Source organism: Pseudomonas sp. IT-P176 (genome assembly GCF_949767245.1).
In the GTDB taxonomy this organism is placed as follows: Bacteria; Pseudomonadota; Gammaproteobacteria; order Pseudomonadales; family Pseudomonadaceae; genus Aquipseudomonas.
In genome coordinates, this window is the sequence record NZ_CATKPN010000112.1 from 124,615 (window position 1) to 147,277 (window position 22,663).

Sequence of the window (22,663 nt, forward strand, 5' to 3'; positions counted from 1 at the left end):
GGGCAGTGGGATAAGGCCGGCGCCATCTTACCCATAACCTGTGGCGGCCGCGACCGCCACACCACCTGCCGCCAGGTTCAGGCGCTGTTGCGGCGCAACGTCTGGGACGGCGATTCACCGTAACTGCGCTGATAGTCCTGGGAGAAACGCCCCAGATGGAAGAAGTTCCAGTGCATGGCCGTTTCGGTCACGGTCGCCCAGCGCTGGGTCAGCAGGTCGTGTCTGGCGTTAGACAAACGCAGGGTGCGCAAGTACGCCATGGGCGTGGTGCCGAAGGTCTCGACGAAACCCTGGTGCAAGGTGCGGCCGTGGGTTCCCAGGGTTTGCGTGAGCTGCTCCATGCACAGGGCGGTGTGCGCATGGGCGTGCAGGTATTCGATGGCCTGGCTGGCGATTTGTCTGCGCAATGGCGCCTCGCGCGCCGAGTCATGGCGTGGGCTCAGGGCTTGCAGCAAGGAGCTGAGCAAGGTCGCTTCCCATTGCGCGCCGGACACGACGTCAGGTGGATGGCGCTGGTTCAACGAGACGCTGATGGCGTTGACCGCGTTCAGCACCGAGTAATGATCGTGCGCCTGATAGCGCTGGCCCTGGCGCTGCTTGAGCACATCAGTGGTGCCGTACAGTTCGCGGCACTGCTCGTAGTGCTCCAGGGTGGTGGTAACGGTGAACAGCGCTTCGTTGGGCTCGCACAGGTAATGCACCGGTTCGCCGCTGTACAGCACCACCATTTCATTGGGGTACAGCCGCTGGTGGTTCCAGGTCGGGCGGCCCGTGGTGGACTGGGACAGGGCGAAGGTGATGTGCCCGTCGGGAACACAACTGACGGCGCTGATGGAGCACTTGAAATCGAACCGGCTATGGCGCAGGCGAGGGCCGCGCATGTGCTTGAGGCGATGGATGCGCGCGTGTTTCTCGACGGAAGAAAAATCGATGTGCCATTGGTCATTGCCGGTGGACAGTTCGTCCAGGGCAACGGATTCGAGGGTCAATAAAGCAGGGGTTGGAAGGGCGGACATGCTGTACAGGAAGGGCACCTGAAAAAGACTCGGGTTGAGTGGGCCTCGCGGCGTCTGAGTGGCCAGGTCGGGCGAGCATTGCGCGCGCCCGACCGGCGAAACTCAGAACAGTATATAGGCCGACGCCGTGGTCTGGTTCAGATCTAGGTTACCGACCTGTAACACTTCATACTCGGCGCGGATGCCAATGTTGCGCAGCACATCCATCTCGACCCCGGCGCCGTAGGTCAGGTCGACCCCGGTGTCATCGTCGGCAGCGTTGCCATCGGCGTCCCAGGCGTGGGCGCCGACGATGCCGAACAGGCGAATGCGCTCGCCCAGCGGGAAGCCGACGTGGGCGGCGACCTGGGCCGAGTGGCCTTCGAAGTCGAGGTTGTCGTCCTTGAACTTGCCGAGGTCGACAATGGCGCCCTCGAATGCCAGGTAACCATTGGCGCGGTAACCGGCATAGACCTTGTAGCTGTTGTCTTCATCACTCAAGGCGCTGTCGTCGGTTTCGATGCTAGTCACACCGGCGCCCAGGTAAAAGCCCTTGTCATCGGCGAACGCTGGCAGCGCCAGCAACGACAGTAGGGAAACGAAGGCGAATTTTCGAAATGGCATGTGCAGGGTAGTCCTTGTACGGGTTTGTCAGGTGTGAAGTGTTGGGCGGGAAATTGCCCGGCCCCAATCATGGATAAAAGTCATTAATGCTTATTGCCGTCGCCGCGGCTCAGCGCCCCAGGGTCTGCGCTTCGTTGGCAATCGCGAAGTACTTGCGGGCCAGCGCGGCAATGGGCAGCGCGGCTGGCTGATTGCCAGGGGAACTGGCGCAGGCATCGAGCATGATCGCCGAGGCGGGGATGGCGTACCGCTCCAGTACGTCGGCAACAAAGTCCGGGAAATCAGGGTCGAGGATGTCCAATGGGGACAGGGGAAGGCAGATGGAGAAGTCTTTGCAGGCCCACAGGTAGGTGCTGTAGTCCTCGGCAACCTGGCGGACCACGGCGCCTGTCAGTTGCTGCGCTACCTGGGGTGCGATACTGACGCCGCCCCGGGCCCAGCGTGACAGGGCCCTGGCGCCGACCAGGCGGCCCGTGCGCCGATCAGTGATGGGCAGGTAGTTGATTTCAAGCCATCGGTTACTTACACAGCTCGACAAGTCCTGTTGTCTCGCCCACGCCAAATAGTGCGCCATCATGGTTTGACCCTGGTGTATTCAAATCGGCTGTTGCAACCCGTGGCGGTTGTTCACACGTCCACTAGCCAGGCCAGGGTGATTCCGCACAGGTAGGCGAAGGTGCACAGCAGGATCTTTTGTTTGAGTGGCAAGCGATTCAAGCGACGGCTGAGCATGCTGACCTCCTAGGGACAGGGAAATGGAGCAGGGTGGGAATGCCAGGCGCGCAATGGAAATGATTGATTGTCATTTGCCGGGATTTCAGTGGTTCATGCAGCGCAGGCGGTCCATTTCATGGAGGAAGAAACACAGGGTGTTTTCACTGGGCGTCGCCAGCAGGCTGTAGTTGAGCGTGGAGCCTTCCTGGACGACGTACTGGCGACGAAAAAACAGCTCCGGGGTTTTTTCGATGGCAAACAGTTCGCGATCATGGCTCAGTTTGGCGCGCACCACTTGTACCTGGAGGGCGTCATTGCCCGATTGGGTGATGTCGGCAGTCAAGGTGGCATGACGGAACTTGCCGTTGAGGCTTTCGATGGTCGAGTGGGTCATTCGATGCGCGTTCACCGTGAGGTATTCCTCGGTGTTCAATTGGCTCTGGTCATCCAGCCACTGCTGGCTCTGGGTGTGAAAGTTGCTGTTGTTCTCGAACGGCACCGGCGAATAGAGCCAAGCTCCGATACAGCCCAGGTTGATCAGCCCCAGCAACAGCCACTGCACAAGGGTTTTTGTCTGGCGGTTCACAGGGTCACCTCCAGGCATTGCGCAAGCATGCTGGCGAGTGGTTTTTGCTGGGGGTTGAACAGCATATTGCGGGTACTTTGATCGGCGCGAATGCAGGAGATCGAGTAGTTGGAGCGGGACTGGTTGATCCAGACCTGGCCGACCAGGTTCTTCGGCAGGTCTTGCAGTTGTTGCTCGACCGCAGTGTTGAGTGCCCGGGCCGAATCGAGGCTGCTACCCAGGGTATTGATGGTCAACTGCTCACGCTGGGAGCTGGCCACTTCGATGCTCGGCGCCTTGGTCGAGAACGTGTAGTGGGCCAGGGTTGCCAGGCACGTGAGCAGGGTCACGGCACAGGCAATCGATAGCCATCCAATGGGCTGTTTCGGTTCGACAGTAGGCGCTGTATCAGCGGTTGGGGTGGTCACACTGATGGGTTCCAGCTCGACCGGCGCAGGCGTCGGCTGAGCCTGCAAGGTGGTCCCGGCGCTGACATACGCCGGGTTGAAGCGATAGCCACGGCGCGGAATGGTCATCAGGATTTCGTGATCGCGGCTGTCGTTGAGCAAGTTGCGCAGGGAGAACACCACCTGGTTCAAGCTGCCCGAGGCGACCACCCGATCATTCCAGGTGTGCTCGATAATCTGCTCGCGGGACTTGATCACCCCAGGTTCAGCGAGCATCAGATCCAGCAAGCGTGATTCGGCTCGACCCAGGGTGCTGTGTTGAACTTCGCCCAGGGGCGTGGTGATCGATAACCTGGAGTCCTCAGGATTGAACAGGGCCTTCGAGCCGTTTTTCAAGGTGAAAGAATGGCTCATGGTTCGTCCTCTTGGGTGCTCGTGTTCGCGAAGTTCTGCTGGTCAGCCACGGTCTGGCCAACCAGGGGACTGTTGCCAGGTGTCGGATCAGTCGGTGGTGGTTTGTTTGGCGAAGGCCAGGTCAGCGCGCTCGCGCAATTGTTTGGCCCAGGCATCGAGGGCGGGGTAGGTGTCCTCGACCTTGGTGGCGTCCGATGGCGAGATTTGCTTGCCAGTGGTGGCGCTGACGGATTGAGCCAGAAGTTCGCCAGTCTGGGCGTCGCGCATTTCGCTTTCAAAGAAGATGCGCAGGCTTTCATCCCGGGTGCCAGTCAGGTACATGGCGCCGCCGATGACAAACCCGATTGGCAGGTATTCGGGAATCGACAGGTCACGCGGGGTGCGTTCGGTGCCGGTGATGGCGGTGCGCAGCATCAGCGCATGGGGTTCCGGGCGACGGGTTACTTCGTAGCCTGCCGTCAGGAACTGATGCTGCAGCGCCTGGTTCAGGTACTTGAGCATGGCGGTGGTGTCCGCCGGGCTGCGCGAGAGGTCCTTGCCGGTGAAGTAAAAGCGCGGCGGTTCCAGGTAGACCCGTTTCTGGTAGGCCTGGTTTATTTCAAGACCAGGTTTGACCCACATTTCGCTCTTGGGCCATTGCGGGTCCTTGCTCAGCCTTGCGTAGTCGTTGAGGAATCCGGAATGGCGTGTGTCAGCGTCGGGCATTGTCGTACAACCGGTCACGGCGAGGAGCAGGACCACTGGAAGCAGGCGAAAGAGGCGTATCACTGGATTACCCATGGGCTGTGGCGAATGAGCCGCGCATGGTGCAGGGCGCCCGGGGGTGGCGCTATCCGAAAACTGCGAGGCCCGAAAGCGCTACCCCAGGCGGCTCAAGATCAAGCTCTACAGGCCCAGCTCAGACAGCCCGGGATGGTCGTCCGGCCGCCGGCCCAGGGGCCAATGGAACAGACGCTGGTGCTCCTCGATCGGCAGGTCGTTGATGCAGGCATACCGCTTGGCCATCAGGCCCTGTTCATCGAACTCCCAGTTTTCATTGCCGTAGGAGCGGTACCAGTTGCCCGAGTCGTCGTGCCATTCGTAGGCATACCGCACGGCGATGCGGTTATCGCTGAACGCCCAGAGCTCCTTGATCAACCGGTAATCCAGCTCCCGGGCCCATTTGCGGGTGAGGAAAACCCTGGCTTGCTCGCGGTCGTTGATGAACTCGGCGCGGTTGCGCCATTGGGTGTCCAGGGTATAGGCCAGCGACACCCGCTGTGGGTCGCGGGAGTTCCAGCCGTCTTCGGCCAGGCGCACCTTGTGCATGGCCGACTCGCGGGTGAAAGGAGGCAAGGGCGGACGAACTTCGGCAGCAGAGGACATAAAGTGGCTCCGGGCAGTTGGGGTAAAAACAGCAGGTGTCTACGGATTGACGCATTCGAACTGCAACAGCTTGCGCACCATGTCTTGCGCAGTATCAGCGGCACTCTGATCACCCGTCACCAGGGCGACGGTAATGGCGCCATCGATCAGGATCAGCAACTGCCTGGCCAGTGCGTGCGGGTCCTGCACGGCATGGTCGAGACACAGGGTGTGCAGGTAGTCGAGCAGCTTGTCTTTATGCGCTTTGGCGACCTGGCGCACCGGGTCCTGGGGATCGCCGGTCTCGCCACTGGTGTTGATGAATGCGCAGCCGCGAAAGCCTTCGCTGGCGAACCAGGCCTTGAGCACGTCGAACAGCTTGAGCAGGCGCTCGCCAGCAGTCGGGGCCTGGTCCACCTGGCTGGTGAACCAGTGCATCCAGCGCTGATCGCGACGCTGCAGGGCGGCAACGATCAACTCGTCCTTGTTGGCGAAGTAGCGATAGATGCTCTTGCGCGAGACCCCGGCGGTTTTCACCAGCAAGTCCATGCCCGTGGCGGCAATGCCACTTCGGTAGATTAACTTTTCGGTGACGTCGAGGATAATGTCGCGGGTGTCGTTACTAGTGATTGAGTTCATGTGGCAAAGAGTAGAACGATCATTCTCCTTGGTCAATGCTAGATTGGAAATGTCTATTTTTTCGGACATGGTGTAAGCTCGTGGGTTCTTCGGATTCGACCCATTTGCGAGCCCTATGCCGTCGCTTTTCAAACGTTCCCTGCTGCCAAAACTGCGCAGTTTCCCGCTGACCGCCGATGCGGTCACCATCCTTGATGGCGCTGCCGAGTTCCGTCGTTGCCTGCTGGAGCAGATCGCCCAGGCGACCCGGCGCATCTACATTGTCGCGCTGTACCTGCAACAGGATGAGGCCGGCCAGGAGATCCTCGATGCCCTGCACGCCGCCAAAGCCGCACGTCCGGAACTCGATGTGGTGGTTGTGGTGGACTGGCTGCGGGCCCAGCGCGGCCTGATCGGTGCAGGTAAACAGCCGGGCAACTCGGCCTGGTACCAGCAGATGACCCGCGACCACGCCAGCGTAGTACCGGTGTATGGCGTCCCGGTCCAGACCCGCGAATTGTTCGGGGTGTTGCACCTCAAGGGCTTCGTGATCGATGACTGTGTGATCTACAGCGGCGCCAGCCTGAACAACGTTTACTTGCACAAGTTCGACAAGTACCGCTTTGATCGTTATCACCTGCTGCGCAACCGCGCGCTGGCCGACTCCATGCAACACCTGGTGCAACACGGGCTGATCACCTCCAAGGCGGTGCACCGCCTGGACCTGCCGAACCTGCCGAGCACCCGTAGCCTGCGCCACGACATTGGCGATCTGCGCAGCCGCCTCAAGCATGCGGCCTACGACACCGCCGCGGGTGAGGTGGTCAAGGGTGGCCTGTCGGTGAGTCCGCTGCTGGGAGTGGGCAAGAACAACCCGCTGAACCGGGTGATTTGCGAACTGATTGCCAGTGCCCAACAACAACTGACCATTTGCACGCCGTACTTCAACCTGCCCTTGCCGGTCACCCGCGAAATCAACCGGGCCCTGGCCCGTGGGGTGAAAGTCGATATCGTGGTCGGCGACAAGACCGCCAACGACTTCTATATCCCGCCAAGCGAGCCATTCCGGGTCATCGCGGCGCTGCCATACCTCTACGAGATCAGCCTGCGGCGCTTCGCCAAGCGACACCAACGGGTGATCGACAGTGGGCTGTTGAACCTGCACCTGTGGCGTGACGGTGACAACACCTATCACCTCAAGGGCATGTGGGTCGACGAGCGCTACACCCTGTTGACCGGTAACAACCTCAACCCGCGGGCATTTCGCCTGGACCTGGAAAACGCCTTGTTGATCGATGATCCCAAGGCCGAGCTGCAGGAGCCCCGTCGTCGCGAGCTGGCGCAGATTTTCCGCAATACCAGCCGTATCGAGCGTTATCAGCAACTGGAGACGCTGCTGGAGTACCCGCCGGACGTCAGCAAGTTTCTGCGTCGGGTCAGCCGGGTACGGATCGAGCGTCTGCTTTATCGCATCCTCTGAGGCTCAGCGCGGCTTGCGCGACGGCCACACCGCCACCAGCACCAACAGGGCTGCAGCGCAGAGGTAGGGCAGGCGCGGTTCCAGGGCATAGATCAGGGTCCCGGCCAAGGGCCCGATGACCACGCCAAAACCCTGGGCGGCACCGATGCTGCCGGCCGTGGCGCCTTGTTCGCCGGCCTCCACGGCATTGGCGGCCAGGGCGGCGAAGGACGGGAAGATCCAGCCCATGCCCGCCGCAGAGACAAAAAAGCACAACCACAGGCCCCAGGCCGTGTCGGCCAACATGCTGCCGGCATAGCCGCACGCTGCAATCAGCGCGCCGATGCGAATCAGGCGCTGCGGCGACCAATCCAGTTTGCGCACGATCAACTGCGCACAAATCAGCGCCAGGCCGACCATGGTCAGGGCGATGCCGGCGGTTTGCGCCGCTTCGGCCGGGCCCATGCCCAGGCGGTCGATGGCGTAGAAGCCGACAGTGATCTGGGCGATCGACACACAGAGCATGGCCACGAAGGCCACGGCCATTGGCCGGCGCAGGCGTGGGTCGTTGAGGCGTACGCTGCGCGGGGCTTGCTTGAGGTGCAGTTCCTGGCCCTTGAGCTTGAACCGCAGCACCAGGAACGCCAGCAACGGCAGCAGGGCCATGGCGTAGAACGGCAGGCTCAGGCTATAGCGCGACAGCAGGGCAGCAATCGCCGGGCCGATTACCAGGCCACAGGCGTTGGCGGCGCCCAGTGAGGCCATGGCGGGAGCGCGAAGACGGGGTTCGAGGTTGTCGGCGATCAAGGCGTTGCAACCCACCGGAATCGCCGCGTAGAACACGCCAATGATCCCGCGTCCGAGCATGATCCCGATAAACCCCACCAGGGCCGACGGCAGCCATTGCAGGGAGAGGTCGATGAACACGCAGAGCGCCCAGTAGGCGAGGGTGAAACCGCCGACGCCGAGCAACAGGATATGCCGGCGTCCACGGCGGTCGCTGTACTCGCCCCAGGGTCGGGCAAGGATCATCCACAGCACTCCGGACACCGTCACCGCAGCCCCGGCTTGCCAGGTGGCCATGCCCAGCACCCGGGAAATCGGGCCGATCAGCGAAACAAAAGCCATCATCGCCATGGTGCAGGCCATGTTGGCGACCAGTAGCGGGCGCAAGTCAAAAGTACTGTGCGTCAGTGCGGTATCGGCACTGGCGGTGGGCGTGGTCATGGGCAACATCATCCGTGAAAGTCGAGAGCGTGGGTGATGGTAGCCAAATGCTCACGATCCACATAGGTCGGAGTGAAAATCCGTTGCTGTGGTGAAGGCTGATTAGATGTGGAAGCGGGCTCGCCCGCGATGGCGGCCTCTGACTCATCCTGGATCTCGGGAGTACCCCAATCCCCCGTAGCAGCTGTCGAGGACGCAGTCCTCGCAGGTCCTTGCACTTCGGGACAAAAGAAATAAAAAAGCCCCGTCACCAGGACAGGGCTTTTACTTGTAGCGTTTCACTTGAAACTGACAGCTGACCTTAGAACACCACGCCTTGGCTGCGCAGGTAGTCGTCGTAGGTGCCGCTGAAGTCGGTCACGCCGCTTGGGCTCAGCTCGATGATGCGAGTGGCCAGGGACGATACGAATTCACGGTCGTGGCTGACGAAGATCAGCGTGCCCGGGTAGTTCTCCAGCGCCAGGTTCAGCGCTTCGATGGATTCCATGTCCAAGTGGTTGGTCGGTTCGTCCATGACCAGCACGTTTGGCTTTTGCAGGATCAGCTTGCCGAACAGCATGCGACCTTGCTCACCACCGGAGATGACCTTGACCGACTTGAGGATCTCATCGTTGGAGAACAGCATGCGGCCCAGGGTGCCGCGTACCAGTTGCTCGCCACCGGTGGTCCAGCGACCCATCCAGTCGAACAGGTTGGATTCGTCTTCGAAGTCCGACGCATGGTCCTGGGCGTAGTAGCCGATTTCCGCGGCGTCGGTCCATTTCACGCTACCGGCATCCGGGCTCAGCTCGTTGACCAGGGTGCGCAGCAGGGTGGTTTTGCCGATGCCGTTAGGGCCGATGATCGCGACGCGCTCGCCGGCTTCAACCTGGAAGCTGAAGTCCTTGAACAGCGGCTTGCCGTCGAAGCCTTTGGCCATACGCTCGACGATGACCGCCTGGCGGTGCAGCTTTTTGGTCTGCTCGAAACGGATGAACGGGCTGACCCGGCTCGAAGGCTTGACCTCGGCCAGTTGGATCTTGTCGATCGCCTTGGCACGGGAGGTGGCCTGCTTGGCTTTCGAGGCGTTGGCCGAGAAGCGGCTGACGAACGATTGCAGTTCCGAGATCTGCGCTTTCTTCTTGGCGTTGTCCGAGAGCAGTTGCTCGCGGGACTGGGTCGCCACGGTCATGTACTCGTCATAGTTGCCCGGGAACAGGCGCAGCTCGCCGTAGTCCAGGTCAGCCATGTGGGTGCAGACGCTGTTCAGGAAGTGACGGTCGTGAGAGATGATGATCATCAGGCTCGAACGCTGGGTCAGGATGTTTTCCAGCCAGCGAATGGTGTTGATGTCCAGGTGGTTGGTTGGTTCGTCGAGCAGCAGCACTTCCGGATCGGAGAACAGGGCCTGTGCCAGCAGCACGCGCAGTTTCCAGCCTGGCGAGACTTCGCTCATCGGGCCGAAGTGTTGTTCGATGCCAATACCCAGGCCCAGCAGCAGTTCACCCGCGCGGGATTCGGCGGTGTAGCCGTCCATCTCGGCGAACTCGGTTTCCAGCTCGGCAACGGCCATGCCGTCTTCTTCGGTCATTTCCGGCAGCGAGTAGATGCGATCGCGCTCGGCCTTGACCTTCCACAGCTCTTCGTGACCCATGATCACGGTGTCGATCACGCTGAATTCTTCGTAGGCGAACTGGTCCTGGCGCAATTTACCCAGACGCACGTTCGGCTCGAGCATGACCTGGCCGCCGGACGGATCGAGGTCGCCGCCGAGGATTTTCATGAAGGTCGACTTGCCGCAACCGTTGGCGCCGATCAGGCCGTAGCGGTTACCTGCACCAAATTTGACCGAGACGTTCTCGAACAACGGCTTGGCGCCGAACTGCATCGTGATATTTGCTGTGGAGATCAATTACTTTACCTTTCAATAGCTTAGGTTGCGCATTTTGCAGCCGGGAGCAATTTCTGACCCATCTGGAGTATGTTTCGCTGCACTCCAGCCTGAGCGTGAGTTGATCCATCGCGCATAAGTAGACAGCAACATCGGCAGGTGTTGGCCGAGTTGCTGGGAAATGAATGCGGGGTTCATGCCAGACATAACGCATATTGTCGCATAAGTATGACGGCAGTTGTACGGCAGCCGATGAGGCATCACCAATGCCTTCAAGGCCGGCCCCCACTGTCTGTGTCGATCAGATGGCTGCTTGATGGACTCACTGTTGCTCGACAGCGGGAACACGCAGGGAGTGGCCAACACCTTTGCAATCCCTGGTTTTCAGCCATTTGCGCAAGCGCCCGCGTGCATTGTCATAGGGCGATGCGGTGTTAAATTGGATCATTCGCCCCATCGTCCAGCGCTCATACCACGGGCACTCATAGAGGTCGGCGTTGGCGTGACTGCGGATGAAGGACACGATCCGCTGTTTCGCCATGTCGAGTCGCTCGAGCAACTGTGCAAAAGCAATGCCCTCGTAGTCGTGGTAGAACTTCTGCGCCAACTCGCCCAGCTGGTTCCACTTGAAGCCGGTTTCCGGGAAGTCGATAACTTGCCCGCGAGCATCCATTTCCAGCCACTTCAACACCAATTCGTTCCAGCCCACGAGGTAGGCGACGAGGTTGGCAACGCTCATCTGAGTCCCTTTGGCGTGTCCCTCCAGGGTGCATTCGTCGAGCCATTGCGTTGGCACACTGTTGAGGGTGCAGAGAAGTTTTTCATAGTGTGTCTCTATGGCATCCAGCAATTGCTCTTTGTTTTGCGGGACGGCCATGGCTCACCTATATCGTGAAAAAACCTGATCCTACCTCAGCACGGAGGAGGGGCTGTAACCCAATAAGCGCCATATCCGTGTTGAGCCCCGCGACGAAATACCGCAGCCCGGTACCCGCCAATGGGGGGGGACCGTAGGACCTGAACCCTTTGCTTGTACGAGCACGGTCTGACACTGCTAGAATGCGATGCATTCTCATTCATGTATCTCCTATACCGTGCAGTCCACTTCATCGGCAAACCGCCACCCTAACCAGGCCATCGATCAGCTCTACAGCCACCACCACGGCTGGCTGCAACGCTGGCTGCACAAACGCCTGGGCAATGCCGCCGATGCGGGGGACCTGGCCCAGGATACGTTCGTGCGGCTGCTCAGCAGTGCGCCTGGCGAGCCGCTGAACTTCACGACGCCGCGCGCCTATCTGGCAACCATCGCCAATCGCCTTTCCATCAATCTCTACCGCCGTCGCTCACTGGAGCAGGCCTACCTGGCCACCCTGGCGCAAACCCCGGAAGACCTGGCGCCGTCTGCGGAACATCAGGCGCTGGTGCTCGAGGCCCTCGACGAGATCGACCAGGTACTGGCCCTATTGCCTGCCAAAAGCCGGCAGGCGTTCCTGATGGCGCAGTTGGAGGGGTACACGCAGGAAGAGATCGCCAGCCGCCTCAATCTCAGTGTGCGTTCGGTGCAACGCTATCTGGCGCGGGCTTTTGAAGAGTGCATCATGCTCGCCAGCCAGGGCGCGTTGCATGAGTGATACACCCATCGACCGGCGCATTGCCCGGGAAGCGGCGGGCTGGTTCGTGCGCTTGCAGAACAGCGGTGCCGGTGCTGCCGAGCATGCCGCCGGCGCGGAGTGGCGGGCGCGGCACGCTGATCACGAACGCGCCTGGCAACTGGCCGAGCGCTTCAGCGAACGCTCCCAGCAGCTTGCCGGTGATGCCGGACGGACAGCGTTGGAACGCCCGCGCGGCCTGGATCGGCGCCAGACCCTCAAGACCCTGGCGTTGCTGATCGCCGCCGCCCCGCTCGGATTCGCAGTACAGCAACGCCTGCCGTGGCGCGAGTGGCAGGCGGACGAGCGTACCGCCACCGGGGAACAACGCACGCTGCATCTGCCGGATGGCGAACAGATTCGCCTGAACACTGGCAGCGCCGTCGATATCGCCTACGACGAGAGCATTCGTCGTGTGCGCCTGATCAGCGGAGAGATGCTCGTCGAGGTGCCTCGCGAGCATGCCAGGCGGCCATTCATTGTCGATACCGCCGAAGCACAACTCACCTTGCTCGGCAGCCGCTTTGTGGTGCGTCAGTACCCGCACAGCACTTACCTCGCCGCTCTGGAGGGCGTTGTCCTGGTGCGTCCGCGACTGTCACGGGGTGATGACGGCCTGATGCGCCTGACGGCCGGCCGGCAGACCCATGTCACCCCCCTGGCTGCGGAGCCATCACTGGCATTGGCGCAGAATCGTCTGGACTGGATCAGCGGCGTGCTGCGCGTAGAAAAAATGCGCCTCGATGCCTTCATCCGCGAGCTGGATCGCTATCGACCTGGCCTGCTGCGTTGCGATCCAGCGGTCGCCGGACTGCTGATCTCCGGCACCTTCCAGTTGCGTGATACCGACCAGATTCTTCATGCACTGAGCCAGACTCTGCCGGTGAGCGTCCACTACCGCACGCCCTACTGGGTCACTCTCACGGCCCGCGCGTAAAGTTAATAAGAATCATTGTCGTGTTTTCTTCAGGTCGCGTGTCCCTTCTGTAACCACATCAATTTTACAGGGCTGGGACGAACACATGGCGACGAAGCAGGGCATGCAACCATTGGCGCGGGCAGTACACGCTGCCGCACTGGGTCTGATCATTGCGGGCGGCAGCCTGGCCACCGCATCGCTGCAGGCCGCCGAGCAAGGCGCGCAGCATAAGCGTGCCTATCAGGTGCCAGCCGGCAACCTGAGCAGTTCGCTCGCCGAGTTCGCCAGCCAGGCGGATATCACCCTGCCCATCGAACCGGGCCTGGTGGAGGGGTTGCGCAGCCCTGGCCTGAATGCCGCCACCAGCGTGGAAGGCGGCCTGCAGCAACTGTTGCAGGGTACCGGCCTGCAAGCTTCACCGCAGGGTAGCGGGCTGTACCTGCTGACACCGCAGGACACCGGCACCAGTCTGGAACTGGGCGCTACCAGCATTACCGGACAGCACCTGGCGGCGACCACTGAGAATAGCGGTTCCTATACCACCGGGGTTATGCAGACTGCCACCAAGCTGCCCCTGACCTTGCGCGAAACACCGCAGACGGTCAGCGTGGTCACGCGCAAGCGTATGGACGACAAGGCCATGACCAGCATCAGCGATGTCGCCCAAAGCGCACCGGGGGTTTTTCTGAACAACTCCGGCGGGGCGGGGCGGCCGACATTCAGCGCTCGCGGTTTCGACATCGACAACATCATGTACGACGGTTTTCCCACCAGCTTCCTGACCTACCTGCCCAGTGGAGAGGCCAACCTGGCCATGTATGACCGGGTCGAAATCGTGCGCGGCGCCACCGGGCTGGCCCAGGGCGCCGGCAATCCTGCTGGCGCCATTAACCTGATACGCAAGCGCCCGACCCATCAATTCCAGGGCACGCTCACCGGCAGTGCCGGGAGTTGGGACGATTACGCCGGCACCCTGGATGTCGGCGGCCCGCTCAATGACAACGGTACCCTGCGTGCCCGTACCGTGATCTCGCGCGAGGATGCCAAAAGCTTCCGCGACTCGGTGGAAAGTGATGCGGATCTGTACTACGGCGTGGTCGACGCCGACCTGAGTGAAAGCACCACCCTGACATTCGGTGGCTACCGGCAGAAGAACTACACCAACTACATCTGGGGCGGGCTGCCGATGGCCCGTGGTGGCGGTCATCTCGGGCTGCCACGTGACACCTTCCTCGGTAATGACTGGGAATATTCGGACAATCGCACTACCGGCTATTTCGCCACTCTTGAGCAAGGCTTGGCCAACGACTGGACATTACGCCTGGCAGCCATGCAATCGAAGACCGACACCGACGTGCTGGCCTCCTCAGTATGGGAATACGATCGCCACTACCTATGGACCGAAGCCATGGAGCAGAAGGAAACCGGCTACGACCTGGCGCTGAGCGGCCCTTTCCAGTTGCTCGGTCAAGAACATGACCTGAGCCTGGGCGTAAGCAAGCGCAAGCTGGATTATCGTTCCGGTAAGGCCTGGAGCGATTTCATCGACGCAGGCAGCGATCTTTTCGAGTGGGACCCACGGGGTCATGACAAGCCGGATTACGTCAGGGGGCCTGATGGCCTTCCCGAGACCACCACCCAGGACAGCTTCTATGCCAGTACCCGCCTGCGTTTGAGCGAGCCACTGTCGCTGATTCTCGGTGGCCGTCTGGACTGGTACGAATTCGATGACAGCGCAAACAGTCAAAGCAACTACAAGGTCACTCGCAACCTGACCCGCTATGCCGGCCTGGTCTACGATCTCAACGCCAATCACTCGGTCTATGTCAGCTACACCGATATCTTCAAACCGCAAAGCGAAAAAGGCATAGGCGGCAACGTGATCGAGCCCGTAGTGGGTGAGAACTACGAAGTGGGCATCAAGGGCGAGTACTTTGATGGCGCGCTGAATACCAACATGGCAGTGTTCCAGATCGATCAGAAGAATCGCGCCCAGGAGTTGCCTGATATCAAAGGTTGCGGTTCAGGCGCCGCCAGTGCCTGCTATGAGGCCGCTGGCCTGGTGCGCAGCAAGGGCATTGACCTGGAAATCCAGGGTGCCCTGACCGACAACTGGCAATTGGCTGGCGGTTACACCTACACCCAGACCCAATACGTCAACGACGCCAACGCAGCCAAAGAAGGCGAAGACTTCGACCGCAAGAAACCGCGTCAGCTGTTCAAGCTGGCCACGATCTACACCCTGCCCGATGAGCTGCAGCGCTGGCGCATTGGTGGTGATGTCTATCAGCAGAGCCGCATACGCACTTCGGGGGGGACCGGTGCCAGCGCATGGAAAAACCAGCAGGGCTCCTACACCGTGGTCGGTCTGGTGGGAGGCTACCAGGCCACCGAGCAACTGGATCTGCAGCTCAACGTCAACAACCTGTTCGACCGCACCTACTACAGCAGCGTGGCCAATGGTGGCTATAGCCCGTACGACATCTACGGCGACCCACGCAATGTGAAGCTGACCGCCCGCTATAGCTTCTAAGAAGCTGTTAGAACCCCCAGATCCATCAAGCTACACGTGCTGCCCAGCGGCATACTGCTGGGCCACACATCCACCTCAAGGAACGAGCCAATGATCACCCCACCTGAGCAGTTGCCGTTTTTGCCCGGGGCCTTGCGCAACTGATAACGCACGCGCAACTGCAGGTTTTCCCCGACGCGGGTCATGACTTAGGCTTTACCCACTCACTTGCAGTGGCCGGGTTGATCGATAAGCACCTGGATTGCGCACAGCTCCATAAGCAACCGGCAAATTAAGAATCCTCCTAAAGAACTGTTCAGTGCGCAGCCCTAAGCTGTGCTCATTCGCCCGGTAAGGGTTTACAGGCTCAAGGTTGGAGCCAGGGAACGGGCGAATACCGTCAACTGAGCTGGAAGGTATTTCCATGAAGCGTCGAGTCGCCCCCGCTGCGTGTTTGCTTGCCTCGTTCCTAATGGTCAGCCTGGGTGGGTGCATGAGTGATAAAGAGGCGCTGGCTACCAGTAAAGAGTCGGCCCTCCTGACCGCGACCAAACGCGCGCAGTACGAAATCAATTGTGAAAACGTCACTTCGGCGGTGATCACCAGCAAGATCAGCTTTATTCCCTATTCCAGTCAACGCACGGAGTACACCATCGGTGTGCGCGGTTGCGGCAAACAAGTCATCTACATCACCCATTGCCTGGAGGCGGGCAGTTGCAGTGCGATCAGCGACAACGCCTCTATTTTGCAAGAGCAGGAGGGTTGAGCGGGGCGTTGCGTCGGCGTTGATCCAGCAGGTGGACCATCAGGCAGGCATAGAGGGTCACCAGGATAAACAGCCCCATGCGGATCGCGAATGCGGTGTAGACGTCCTTGCCGGCGGCGCTGTCTTGTACCGATTGACCGAGCAGGATGATCATGGTCACCAGGGTGTTTAGCCAGAAGCCCGGGCTTTGTGCGGTCGGGCGCAGGCGGTAGAGCTTGCGCGCCACCAGCAAGGTGAACAGCAGGGTCCACAGGAAAAACATCCAAAGGTGGACAAACAGGCTCAGTCCACACCAGAACAATATCGCCAGCAGGCCGCCGAGCAGGGTCGAGCCGATCAGTTCGCGCCCGGCGTGGCGGGTTCCGGTGGTGGAGCTCTGTTGCCCCAGGCTGACGGCCTTGAGGACGATCGGCAAGTAGCTGGCCGGGTCAAGCAGCACCAGGACAAAAGTCGGCAGCACGATCAACGTGGCGCGCAGCGCGACCCGGGTAATCTCTGCTGGGCTGAGGGCCGGGGCCGGCGGGGGGGAGGGCGCGTTACCAGGGTCGGGAAACAGCCAGTGGCTCACGCCTACCGACAGCATCGCGAGGAACAGGCCCTTGCCCAGTGCCTCGATCACCGTCACCGCCAGGCCGAAGTCGGCGACGCCGGCAGCGGAGATCAGGGTCAGGCCGATAATCAGAAAGGTCACCACCAGGCCATTGGCGCCACGCAAACCCATGCGAAACACCACAAACAGCGCCAACGCGATCAGCAGTACGCCGCTGGCCGGGTAGTAGCGCAGCATGGGGATCAGCAGCAGGCCGATACCGGTGGTGAACAGGGCGACCAGGATCAGGCCCAGGCCGGCCTTGAACGACAGCGGTTGGTTGAGTGACACCAGCAGCATCAGGGCCAGCACCGGTGCCATGAAGGGAATCGGCAGCGCCAGGCCGAAGCTGACCGTCAGGCACAGCGCCGTACCGCAGGCCAGGCGCAGCGCGCGCTGGGCCTGTGGCGAGCGCTCAGTAGGCATAGGACAGCCAGCTCATCAGCCCAAGGAACAAGCGGCCAAGGGGATTGAGGGGGTTGCCAGCGGTGGGGAACGCCATGACTTCCGCCTGGCCACCGGCGCGTATTCCACGGCCGTCGCGCAGGCTGGCCAGGGACTCGGCGGAAAACTCGATGATCACCGGGAAACGTTGCGCCGGGCGTAGCCAATCGCGGCTGTTCTGCACAGTAGGCAGGGCGCCGGGGGAGGTCGGTTGGCCGACGCTGACGCCGTAGCCGACGCTGCGCACGTGGCCGCTGAAAACCTCGCCGGGCAGGGCGTCGAGGACGATGGATACCTCGGTGTCGGTCTTGACCAGGCCGAGGTTGTTCTCGGTCATGTCGGCACTGATCCAGACATCGTGGATGGCGATCAGGGTCATGACCGGGGTACCGGTAGCCGCAAACTGCCCGGTGTCGGTACGCAAGTCGGTGATCAGGCCCGCCGAGCGTGCATGCACCTGGGTATTGGCCAGGTCCAGTTCGGCTTTCGACAGCGCGGTGGCGGCGCTGCGCAACAAGGCGTTGTCCTGCTCGCTGCCGCCTTCCTGCTCACGAGCGCGCTGGACTTCGGCGCGGGCGGCCGCTACCTGGCTGACCGCCTGGGCGTGGTTGGCGCGGGAGACTTCCAGCAAGCGCACGGAAATGGTCCCGCGGTCTTCCCGGTACAAACCTTCCAGGCGCTGGTTGTCCTGACGGGTCTTGAGCTCGTTGGCCTGGGCCGCGCGCAGGTTGGCTTGCGCTGCGGCAATCCCGGCGGTGCTGGCGCCGATCTGCCGGCGGGTCGACTCAAGGTCGGCACGGGCCCGGTCGACGGCGATCTGGTAGGGCTGCGGATCGACTTCGAACAGCACGTCCCCGGCCTTGACGTCCTGGTTGTTGCGCACATTGACCTTGATCACCCGACCCGCTACCTCGGACGCCACCGGGATGACAAAGGCGCCCACGCGCGCCTGCTGGGTGTAGGGCGTGAAGCGGTCCGCCAGCAGGTACCAGGCCAGGCTCAGGACGATGAGCAGCACAACCCACTTGAGGCTTTTGTTCACCGGTTCGGCGGCAGGTTCGGGGGCCTTGGCGGCGGGCGGCGGGACGTCACTCATCGTTGATCACCTTGGGGAGCGGGAGCCGGGACTGGGGCGGGTGGCGGGCTGGCGGGTTCCTGCAGCAGGTCGCCCCAGTCGGTGCGTTGTTCCATTTGCTGGCGCGTAGCTGCATCGATTTTCGCCTGGGCGCTGTACCAGCCACCTCCCAGGGCCCGGTACAGGGCAATCAGGTTGCTGACGGCGGTGCTGCGGCTGAGCAGGTAATTGTCCTGTTGCGCCAGCAGCGCGCTCTGCGCATCGAGGACCCGCTGGAAGTCCGAGTAGCCCTCGCGGTATTGGGCGTTGGCCAGCACCAGCGAACGTTCGGCGGCAAATGCCGCCTCGCGCAGGATGCGCTCGCGCTCCAGGGCCTTGGTCAATCCGGTGGCGGCATCGTCGGCTTCGCGCGCCGCCTGGCGGACCTTGTCGCGGTAGGCTTCGATCAGTTGCTGCAAGCGAGCATCCTGCACCCGCACGTTGTTGTGGATCTGCCCGTAATCGAAGATGTTCCAGCGCAAGCTGGGGCCACCGACCAGGTCCAGGTTATTGGAGGTGCCGCCCAGAGAATTGGCTGACCAGACGATGCTGCCCAGCAGGCTCAGGGACGGATACAGGTCGGATTCGGCCACACCGATCAGTGCCGACTGCGCCGCGACATTCAGCTCCGCGGCCCGCACGTCGGGGCGGCGCAGCAGCAGTTCGGCGGGCACGTCCTGCAGCACGGCGCGGTCCACCAGCGGTATCAGGCCAGTATTCAGGCTCAGTTGCGGCAGCGCCCCCGGCGGTTGCCCGATCAATACGGCCAGGGCGTTGCGGGTGCGTGCCGCCTGATCTTCCAGGCTGGGAATGTTGCTCAGGGTTCCCAGGTACTGGGTCTTGGCTTGTTGCACGTCAAGCTCGGCGGTCTGGCCGCTGTTGAAGAGCTTTTCGGTGATCTCGAAACTGCGCTTCTGCTGGGTGCTGTTTTCCCGTGCCACGCGTAGCCGTGCTTCGGTGGTGCGCAGGGCGAAGTAGGTATCGGCGACCTGGGCGCGCAGCAGCACCAGGACATCCTCATAGTTGGCCTGGGCGGCGAAGTAGCTGGCATCCGAGGACTCGATGGCGCGACTGAAACGGCCCCAGAAGTCCAACTCCCAGCCGACATCGAAGCCAGCACTGTACTGCCAGAAGTTACTGCTCTGCGGGTTTTTGCCGCCGGCCTGGCTACGGTTCACGTAGAGGCTGTCGGCGCTGGCCTGCTGCACTTGCGGATAGAGCCCGGCTTGCGCGATGCCCAGTTGCGCGCGGGCCTCCATGACCCGCAAGCCGGCGATCTGCAGGCTTGAGTTGTGGGCATCGGCAGCGGCAATCAAGCGGTCGAGCAGCGGGTCGTTGAACACCCGCCACCACTGGCGCAGGTCCGGATTGTCGCCGCGTTGGCTGGCCTGTTCGAGGGCGGCGCTGTTCCACTGCCGTGTCCAGGGCTGCGCCGGACTCTGGAAGTCGGGGCCCAGGCGCACGCAGCCGCCGAGACCGAGCAGCGCAACCAGCAACAGGTGCCCTGGATGGCAGGATTTAAGCATGCAGTGCACCCGCCCGTGTCAGGACTGCCCCAGTTTGTCGGGTCGGGAAGCGGCTGGCTGGTCCTGTACCCATTGCCAGAACAACTGGTAGGCCACGGCCAGGACCACTGGGCCAATGAACAGGCCGATGATGCCGTTGGTGACCATGCCGCCCAGGGCGCCGATCAGCACCACTGGCATGGGCACGTCGACGCCGCGCCCCAGTAGCAGGGGCTTGAGCACGTTATCCACCAGGCCGGCGATGAATACATAGATGGAGAAGATGATGGTGGCGGTCGTCGCCCCTTGGCTGGCCAGCACGAAGATGATCACCGGCAACGTGATCAGCGTGGCCGGTAGTTGCATGATGCCCAGCAGTAGCACCGCCAGGGCCAGCAGGCCGGCAGCAGGTACGCCCATCAGGACGAACCCGGCACCCACCAGCAGCATTTGAATGAAGGCAATGCCGATCACGCCCAGGGCTACCGCGCGAATGGTCGCGGTGCACAACTCGGTGATGGATGGGCCACGGTCCGGGCCGCAGATCCGCGAAACGATATGCACCGCGCTGCGGCTGCCGCTTTCACCGTAGGCCATGAAGATCCCGGCGATGATCAGGGCAAAGATGAAGATCAGGAAACCCGCACCGGCGCCGGCCAACTTGCTCAGCAGGGCGAGGCTGAAGTGCTTGATCTCGGGGATGTACTTTTGCACCAGCACCGGCAGGTCGGTGACGGCCTGCATCCACAGGCCATGGAGTTTTTCGCCCACCAGTGGCCAGGTGGCTACCGAATCAGGCGGAACCGGGATATGCACGGTGTCGGCCCGGACAATGGCCATGGCGCTTTCCACCGAGCTGACGATTGAGGTGCCCAGCAGATAGACCGGCACCAACAGGATCGCCACGGCGATCAGCACCATCACGGTCGCGGTGTGCCCGCCACTGGTGCCCAGCTTGCGGCTGAGTTTGCCGTGCAACGGGTACAGGGTGATCGCCAGAATCACCGACCACAGCATCAAGTCCAGGAACGGGCTGAAAATGCGAAAGCAGAACATCAGGAGGACCGCGAGCAGCCCCGCACGTATCAGCACATCAAGCATATCCCGGGAGAAGGATTTCTCGGTCACAGGGGTGGGTAGCATGGAGAGCCTCCGGGGGCGGACAGCAACGGCATGAGAAGGGTAAATCCAGCATAGACGCTCAATTGGAAATGATAGGGATGTCGAATCGATGATTTTCATCCACCAGCACACCGCCGGAGCAGCCGGGGGGGCGGCAGTGGAGCCCTGGCGCGCAGCTAATACCAATCAATAATGCTCATTAATCTGCTTGGGCAGCCTGACGGTGTCGGTGTGGGCACCGCCAGGACGGGTCGCCGTGCCTCAAGGCTGCTGGAGCAGATGCTGCGCGAGGGCGGCGAAGGCCGGCAGGGTCACCGGGTCATTGGCGGCATTGCCCGCCACCGGGTGCGAGGCGAAACGGGCGATGACCATCTGCGCCTGCGGATCGATGTACAGGCTTTGCCCGTGAACGCCGCGGGCCATGAAGGCGCCGTTTGGGTTGTGGCTGACCCACCACATGTTGCGGTAGCTCCAGCCCTGCAGCAGGCCATAACCGGCCTTGGCGAAGGCGGCCTTGTCGCCACCGCCACGGATCTCGTCGACGACCGCCTTGGGCACGATCTGCTCGCCGTTGGCTTGCCCGTCATTGCGCAACATTTCCGCGACCCGGGCCATGTCCCGCAACCCGGCGTTGAAACCGCCACCGGCAAAGGGCGTGCCGATGCTGTCCACGCTGAAATAGGCGTCCTGTTCCATGCCCAGGCGACTCCAGATGCGTTGCGAGAGGAGTTGGGCGACGTTTTGCCCGGTGGCCCGGGCGATCACCCAGCCCAGTACGTCGGTGTTGACAGTTTTGTAGGCAAAGGCCTCGCCGTGACGGCCCTGGGCTTGCACGCTTTGCAAAAACTCATAGTAGCTGCGTGGTCCACGGTAATCCTTGGGCTTGGGCAGGGGGTTGCCGGCATTGGCATGGGCCCAGATTTGTGCGTCGGGGTTGGCATAGTCTTCGCTGTACTCAAGGCCAGTGGTCATGTCCAGCACCTGGCGCAGCGTCGCATCGCCAAAGGCCGAGCTCGCCAGTTCCGGCACGTAGTGGTCGACGCGCTGTGCCGGGTCGAGCTTGCCTTCGGCGACCAGGGTTGCCCCCAGGATGCCGACCAGGGATTTGCTCACCGACATGGCCGCGTGCTGGCCTTGGGGCGTCAGTACGCCAAAGTAGCGTTCATACACCACCTTGCCGCGATGCAGCACGACAATCCCGTCGGTGTAGGTGGCGGCCAGCGATTGCGACCAGGTAAGAGACTGGTTGTCCGTGGTGTTGAATGACAGGGCGTCGATGGCGTTGTCGGGTGCCTGAGCCAGCACCGATGGCGCTGCCAGGCCGCGCGAGACGTTCAGTGTCGGCATCAACTGGCGGAAGTTGGAGAAGCTCCAGCGCAGCGCCGGAAATTGGTAGTAGCTGCCATCGGCGAACCGAATGATGCGCGCAGGTGGCGGTGGCGAACCGACCATCCAGCCGAGCTTTATCGGGTCGCTGGCAGCGGCATCGGGGTAATCAATGGCGTAGGCGGACGCGCTGGTCAGGGCGCTGAACACGCCGGCGAACAGCGAAAGAGCGGTCAAGCGCGCAGCTGGCTTCATTAGGTGGATCTTCCATGAACAGGGGGCAGGTAACTGGAGATTTTGCCTGAGTGGCCAGGGTGCCGGGTTGTCGGCAGTACATCCAGCCTAAAGTTTTTCACATTTGTTGGTTTTCCCTAGGTTACAAACTGTGACTAAAATGCGCGCCAATGGTCAGGTGCTGGCGTTGTGCTCAGCCCCTGCCATAGATGCCCGATGTTGCGTTAAGCCAGGTCCCGTGGC

At 61.8% G+C, this 22,663-nt stretch carries 21 protein-coding genes; 5 read left to right on the plus strand and 16 right to left on the minus strand.

Annotated features, from left to right (window positions below; genetic code table 11):
* Nucleotides 1-77: 77 nt before the first annotated feature.
* From ACM6IP_RS25715 to ACM6IP_RS25750, 8 genes are all read right to left on the minus strand, one after another.
* Nucleotides 78-1,016, minus strand: coding sequence for a helix-turn-helix transcriptional regulator (locus ACM6IP_RS25715; RefSeq protein WP_159995590.1), 939 nt, complete (start codon nucleotides 1,014-1,016; stop codon nucleotides 78-80).
* A gap of 102 nt (nucleotides 1,017-1,118) precedes the next feature.
* A complete protein-coding gene (locus ACM6IP_RS25720; protein ID WP_095168372.1) occupies nucleotides 1,119-1,619 on the minus strand; it encodes an outer membrane beta-barrel protein in 501 nt (166 codons plus the stop codon).
* Nucleotides 1,620-1,728: 109 nt separating this feature from the next.
* Complete coding sequence (locus tag ACM6IP_RS25725) at nucleotides 1,729-2,196, minus strand: EAL domain-containing protein (protein WP_320334402.1); 468 nt, start codon at nucleotides 2,194-2,196, stop codon at nucleotides 1,729-1,731.
* A 240-nt stretch (nucleotides 2,197-2,436) separates the two neighbouring features.
* Complete coding sequence (locus tag ACM6IP_RS25730) at nucleotides 2,437-2,919, minus strand: hypothetical protein (RefSeq protein ID WP_237234990.1); 483 nt, start codon at nucleotides 2,917-2,919, stop codon at nucleotides 2,437-2,439.
* Entirely contained in the window at nucleotides 2,916-3,719 is an 804-nt protein-coding gene (locus tag ACM6IP_RS25735; RefSeq protein ID WP_320334404.1) for a transcriptional regulator, read from the minus strand. Before ACM6IP_RS25735 ends, ACM6IP_RS25730 begins: the two co-directional genes overlap by 4 nt.
* A gap of 87 nt (nucleotides 3,720-3,806) precedes the next feature.
* The gene (locus ACM6IP_RS25740) at nucleotides 3,807-4,424 is read right to left on the minus strand and encodes a DUF3313 domain-containing protein (protein WP_159987292.1); all 618 of its coding nucleotides are present in this window, start codon (nucleotides 4,422-4,424) and stop codon (nucleotides 3,807-3,809) included.
* A gap of 180 nt (nucleotides 4,425-4,604) precedes the next feature.
* Nucleotides 4,605-5,084, minus strand: coding sequence for a DUF1348 family protein (locus ACM6IP_RS25745; protein ID WP_095168362.1), 480 nt, complete (start codon nucleotides 5,082-5,084; stop codon nucleotides 4,605-4,607).
* A gap of 39 nt (nucleotides 5,085-5,123) precedes the next feature.
* Complete coding sequence (locus ACM6IP_RS25750) at nucleotides 5,124-5,702, minus strand: TetR/AcrR family transcriptional regulator (protein ID WP_414862605.1); 579 nt, start codon at nucleotides 5,700-5,702, stop codon at nucleotides 5,124-5,126.
* Nucleotides 5,703-5,817: 115 nt separating this feature from the next.
* Between ACM6IP_RS25750 and pssA the strand changes: the two genes are divergently transcribed.
* Complete coding sequence (gene pssA / locus ACM6IP_RS25755) at nucleotides 5,818-7,161, plus strand: CDP-diacylglycerol--serine O-phosphatidyltransferase (RefSeq protein WP_414862583.1); 1,344 nt, start codon at nucleotides 5,818-5,820, stop codon at nucleotides 7,159-7,161.
* 3 nt (nucleotides 7,162-7,164) lie between these two features.
* Here pssA and ACM6IP_RS25760 read toward each other — a convergent pair whose 3' ends face one another.
* The 3 genes from ACM6IP_RS25760 to ACM6IP_RS25770 form a co-directional block, all read right to left on the minus strand.
* Nucleotides 7,165-8,367 carry an MFS transporter gene (locus ACM6IP_RS25760; protein ID WP_095168357.1) on the minus strand — a complete coding sequence of 401 codons (1,203 nt, stop codon included), beginning with the start codon at nucleotides 8,365-8,367 and terminating at the stop codon, nucleotides 7,165-7,167.
* Between the two features lie 301 nt (nucleotides 8,368-8,668).
* Nucleotides 8,669-10,258 carry an ABC-F family ATPase gene (locus ACM6IP_RS25765; RefSeq protein WP_095168355.1) on the minus strand — a complete coding sequence of 530 codons (1,590 nt, stop codon included), beginning with the start codon at nucleotides 10,256-10,258 and terminating at the stop codon, nucleotides 8,669-8,671.
* A 301-nt stretch (nucleotides 10,259-10,559) separates the two neighbouring features.
* Nucleotides 10,560-11,114 (minus strand): ClbS/DfsB family four-helix bundle protein, encoded by a 555-nt coding sequence (locus tag ACM6IP_RS25770; RefSeq protein ID WP_401129212.1) that lies wholly within the window; start codon nucleotides 11,112-11,114, stop codon nucleotides 10,560-10,562.
* A gap of 187 nt (nucleotides 11,115-11,301) precedes the next feature.
* Between ACM6IP_RS25770 and ACM6IP_RS25775 the strand changes: the two genes are divergently transcribed.
* The 4 genes from ACM6IP_RS25775 to ACM6IP_RS25790 all read left to right on the plus strand — a co-directional run bounded on the left by ACM6IP_RS25775 (nucleotide 11,302) and on the right by ACM6IP_RS25790 (nucleotide 16,086).
* Nucleotides 11,302-11,871 (plus strand): sigma-70 family RNA polymerase sigma factor, encoded by a 570-nt coding sequence (locus ACM6IP_RS25775; protein ID WP_414862584.1) that lies wholly within the window; start codon nucleotides 11,302-11,304, stop codon nucleotides 11,869-11,871.
* Nucleotides 11,864-12,826 (plus strand): FecR domain-containing protein, encoded by a 963-nt coding sequence (locus ACM6IP_RS25780; RefSeq protein ID WP_414862585.1) that lies wholly within the window; start codon nucleotides 11,864-11,866, stop codon nucleotides 12,824-12,826. The genes ACM6IP_RS25775 and ACM6IP_RS25780 overlap by 8 nt, the downstream gene beginning before the upstream one ends.
* A gap of 85 nt (nucleotides 12,827-12,911) precedes the next feature.
* On the plus strand, nucleotides 12,912-15,341 hold the full coding sequence (locus ACM6IP_RS25785) for a TonB-dependent siderophore receptor (RefSeq protein ID WP_414862586.1): 2,430 nt from the start codon (nucleotides 12,912-12,914) through the stop codon (nucleotides 15,339-15,341).
* 472 nt (nucleotides 15,342-15,813) lie between these two features.
* Nucleotides 15,814-16,086, plus strand: a complete 273-nt coding sequence (locus ACM6IP_RS25790; RefSeq protein ID WP_143501186.1) for a hypothetical protein — start codon at nucleotides 15,814-15,816, stop codon at nucleotides 16,084-16,086.
* Here the strand turns inward: ACM6IP_RS25790 and ACM6IP_RS25795 are convergent.
* The 5 genes from ACM6IP_RS25795 to ACM6IP_RS25815 all read right to left on the minus strand — a co-directional run bounded on the left by ACM6IP_RS25795 (nucleotide 16,061) and on the right by ACM6IP_RS25815 (nucleotide 22,441).
* Nucleotides 16,061-17,101 carry a DUF2955 domain-containing protein gene (locus ACM6IP_RS25795; RefSeq protein WP_095168347.1) on the minus strand — a complete coding sequence of 347 codons (1,041 nt, stop codon included), beginning with the start codon at nucleotides 17,099-17,101 and terminating at the stop codon, nucleotides 16,061-16,063. The genes ACM6IP_RS25790 and ACM6IP_RS25795 overlap by 26 nt on opposite strands.
* Entirely contained in the window at nucleotides 17,091-18,215 is a 1,125-nt protein-coding gene (locus tag ACM6IP_RS25800) for an HlyD family secretion protein (protein WP_095168346.1), read from the minus strand. The genes ACM6IP_RS25795 and ACM6IP_RS25800 overlap by 11 nt, the downstream gene beginning before the upstream one ends.
* Entirely contained in the window at nucleotides 18,212-19,759 is a 1,548-nt protein-coding gene (locus ACM6IP_RS25805; RefSeq protein WP_095168344.1) for an efflux transporter outer membrane subunit, read from the minus strand. The genes ACM6IP_RS25800 and ACM6IP_RS25805 overlap by 4 nt, the downstream gene beginning before the upstream one ends.
* 18 nt (nucleotides 19,760-19,777) lie before the next feature.
* Complete coding sequence (locus ACM6IP_RS25810) at nucleotides 19,778-20,881, minus strand: AI-2E family transporter (RefSeq protein ID WP_414862587.1); 1,104 nt, start codon at nucleotides 20,879-20,881, stop codon at nucleotides 19,778-19,780.
* A 240-nt stretch (nucleotides 20,882-21,121) separates the two neighbouring features.
* Entirely contained in the window at nucleotides 21,122-22,441 is a 1,320-nt protein-coding gene (locus ACM6IP_RS25815; protein WP_414862588.1) for a serine hydrolase domain-containing protein, read from the minus strand.
* Between the last annotated feature and the right edge of the window lie 222 nt (nucleotides 22,442-22,663).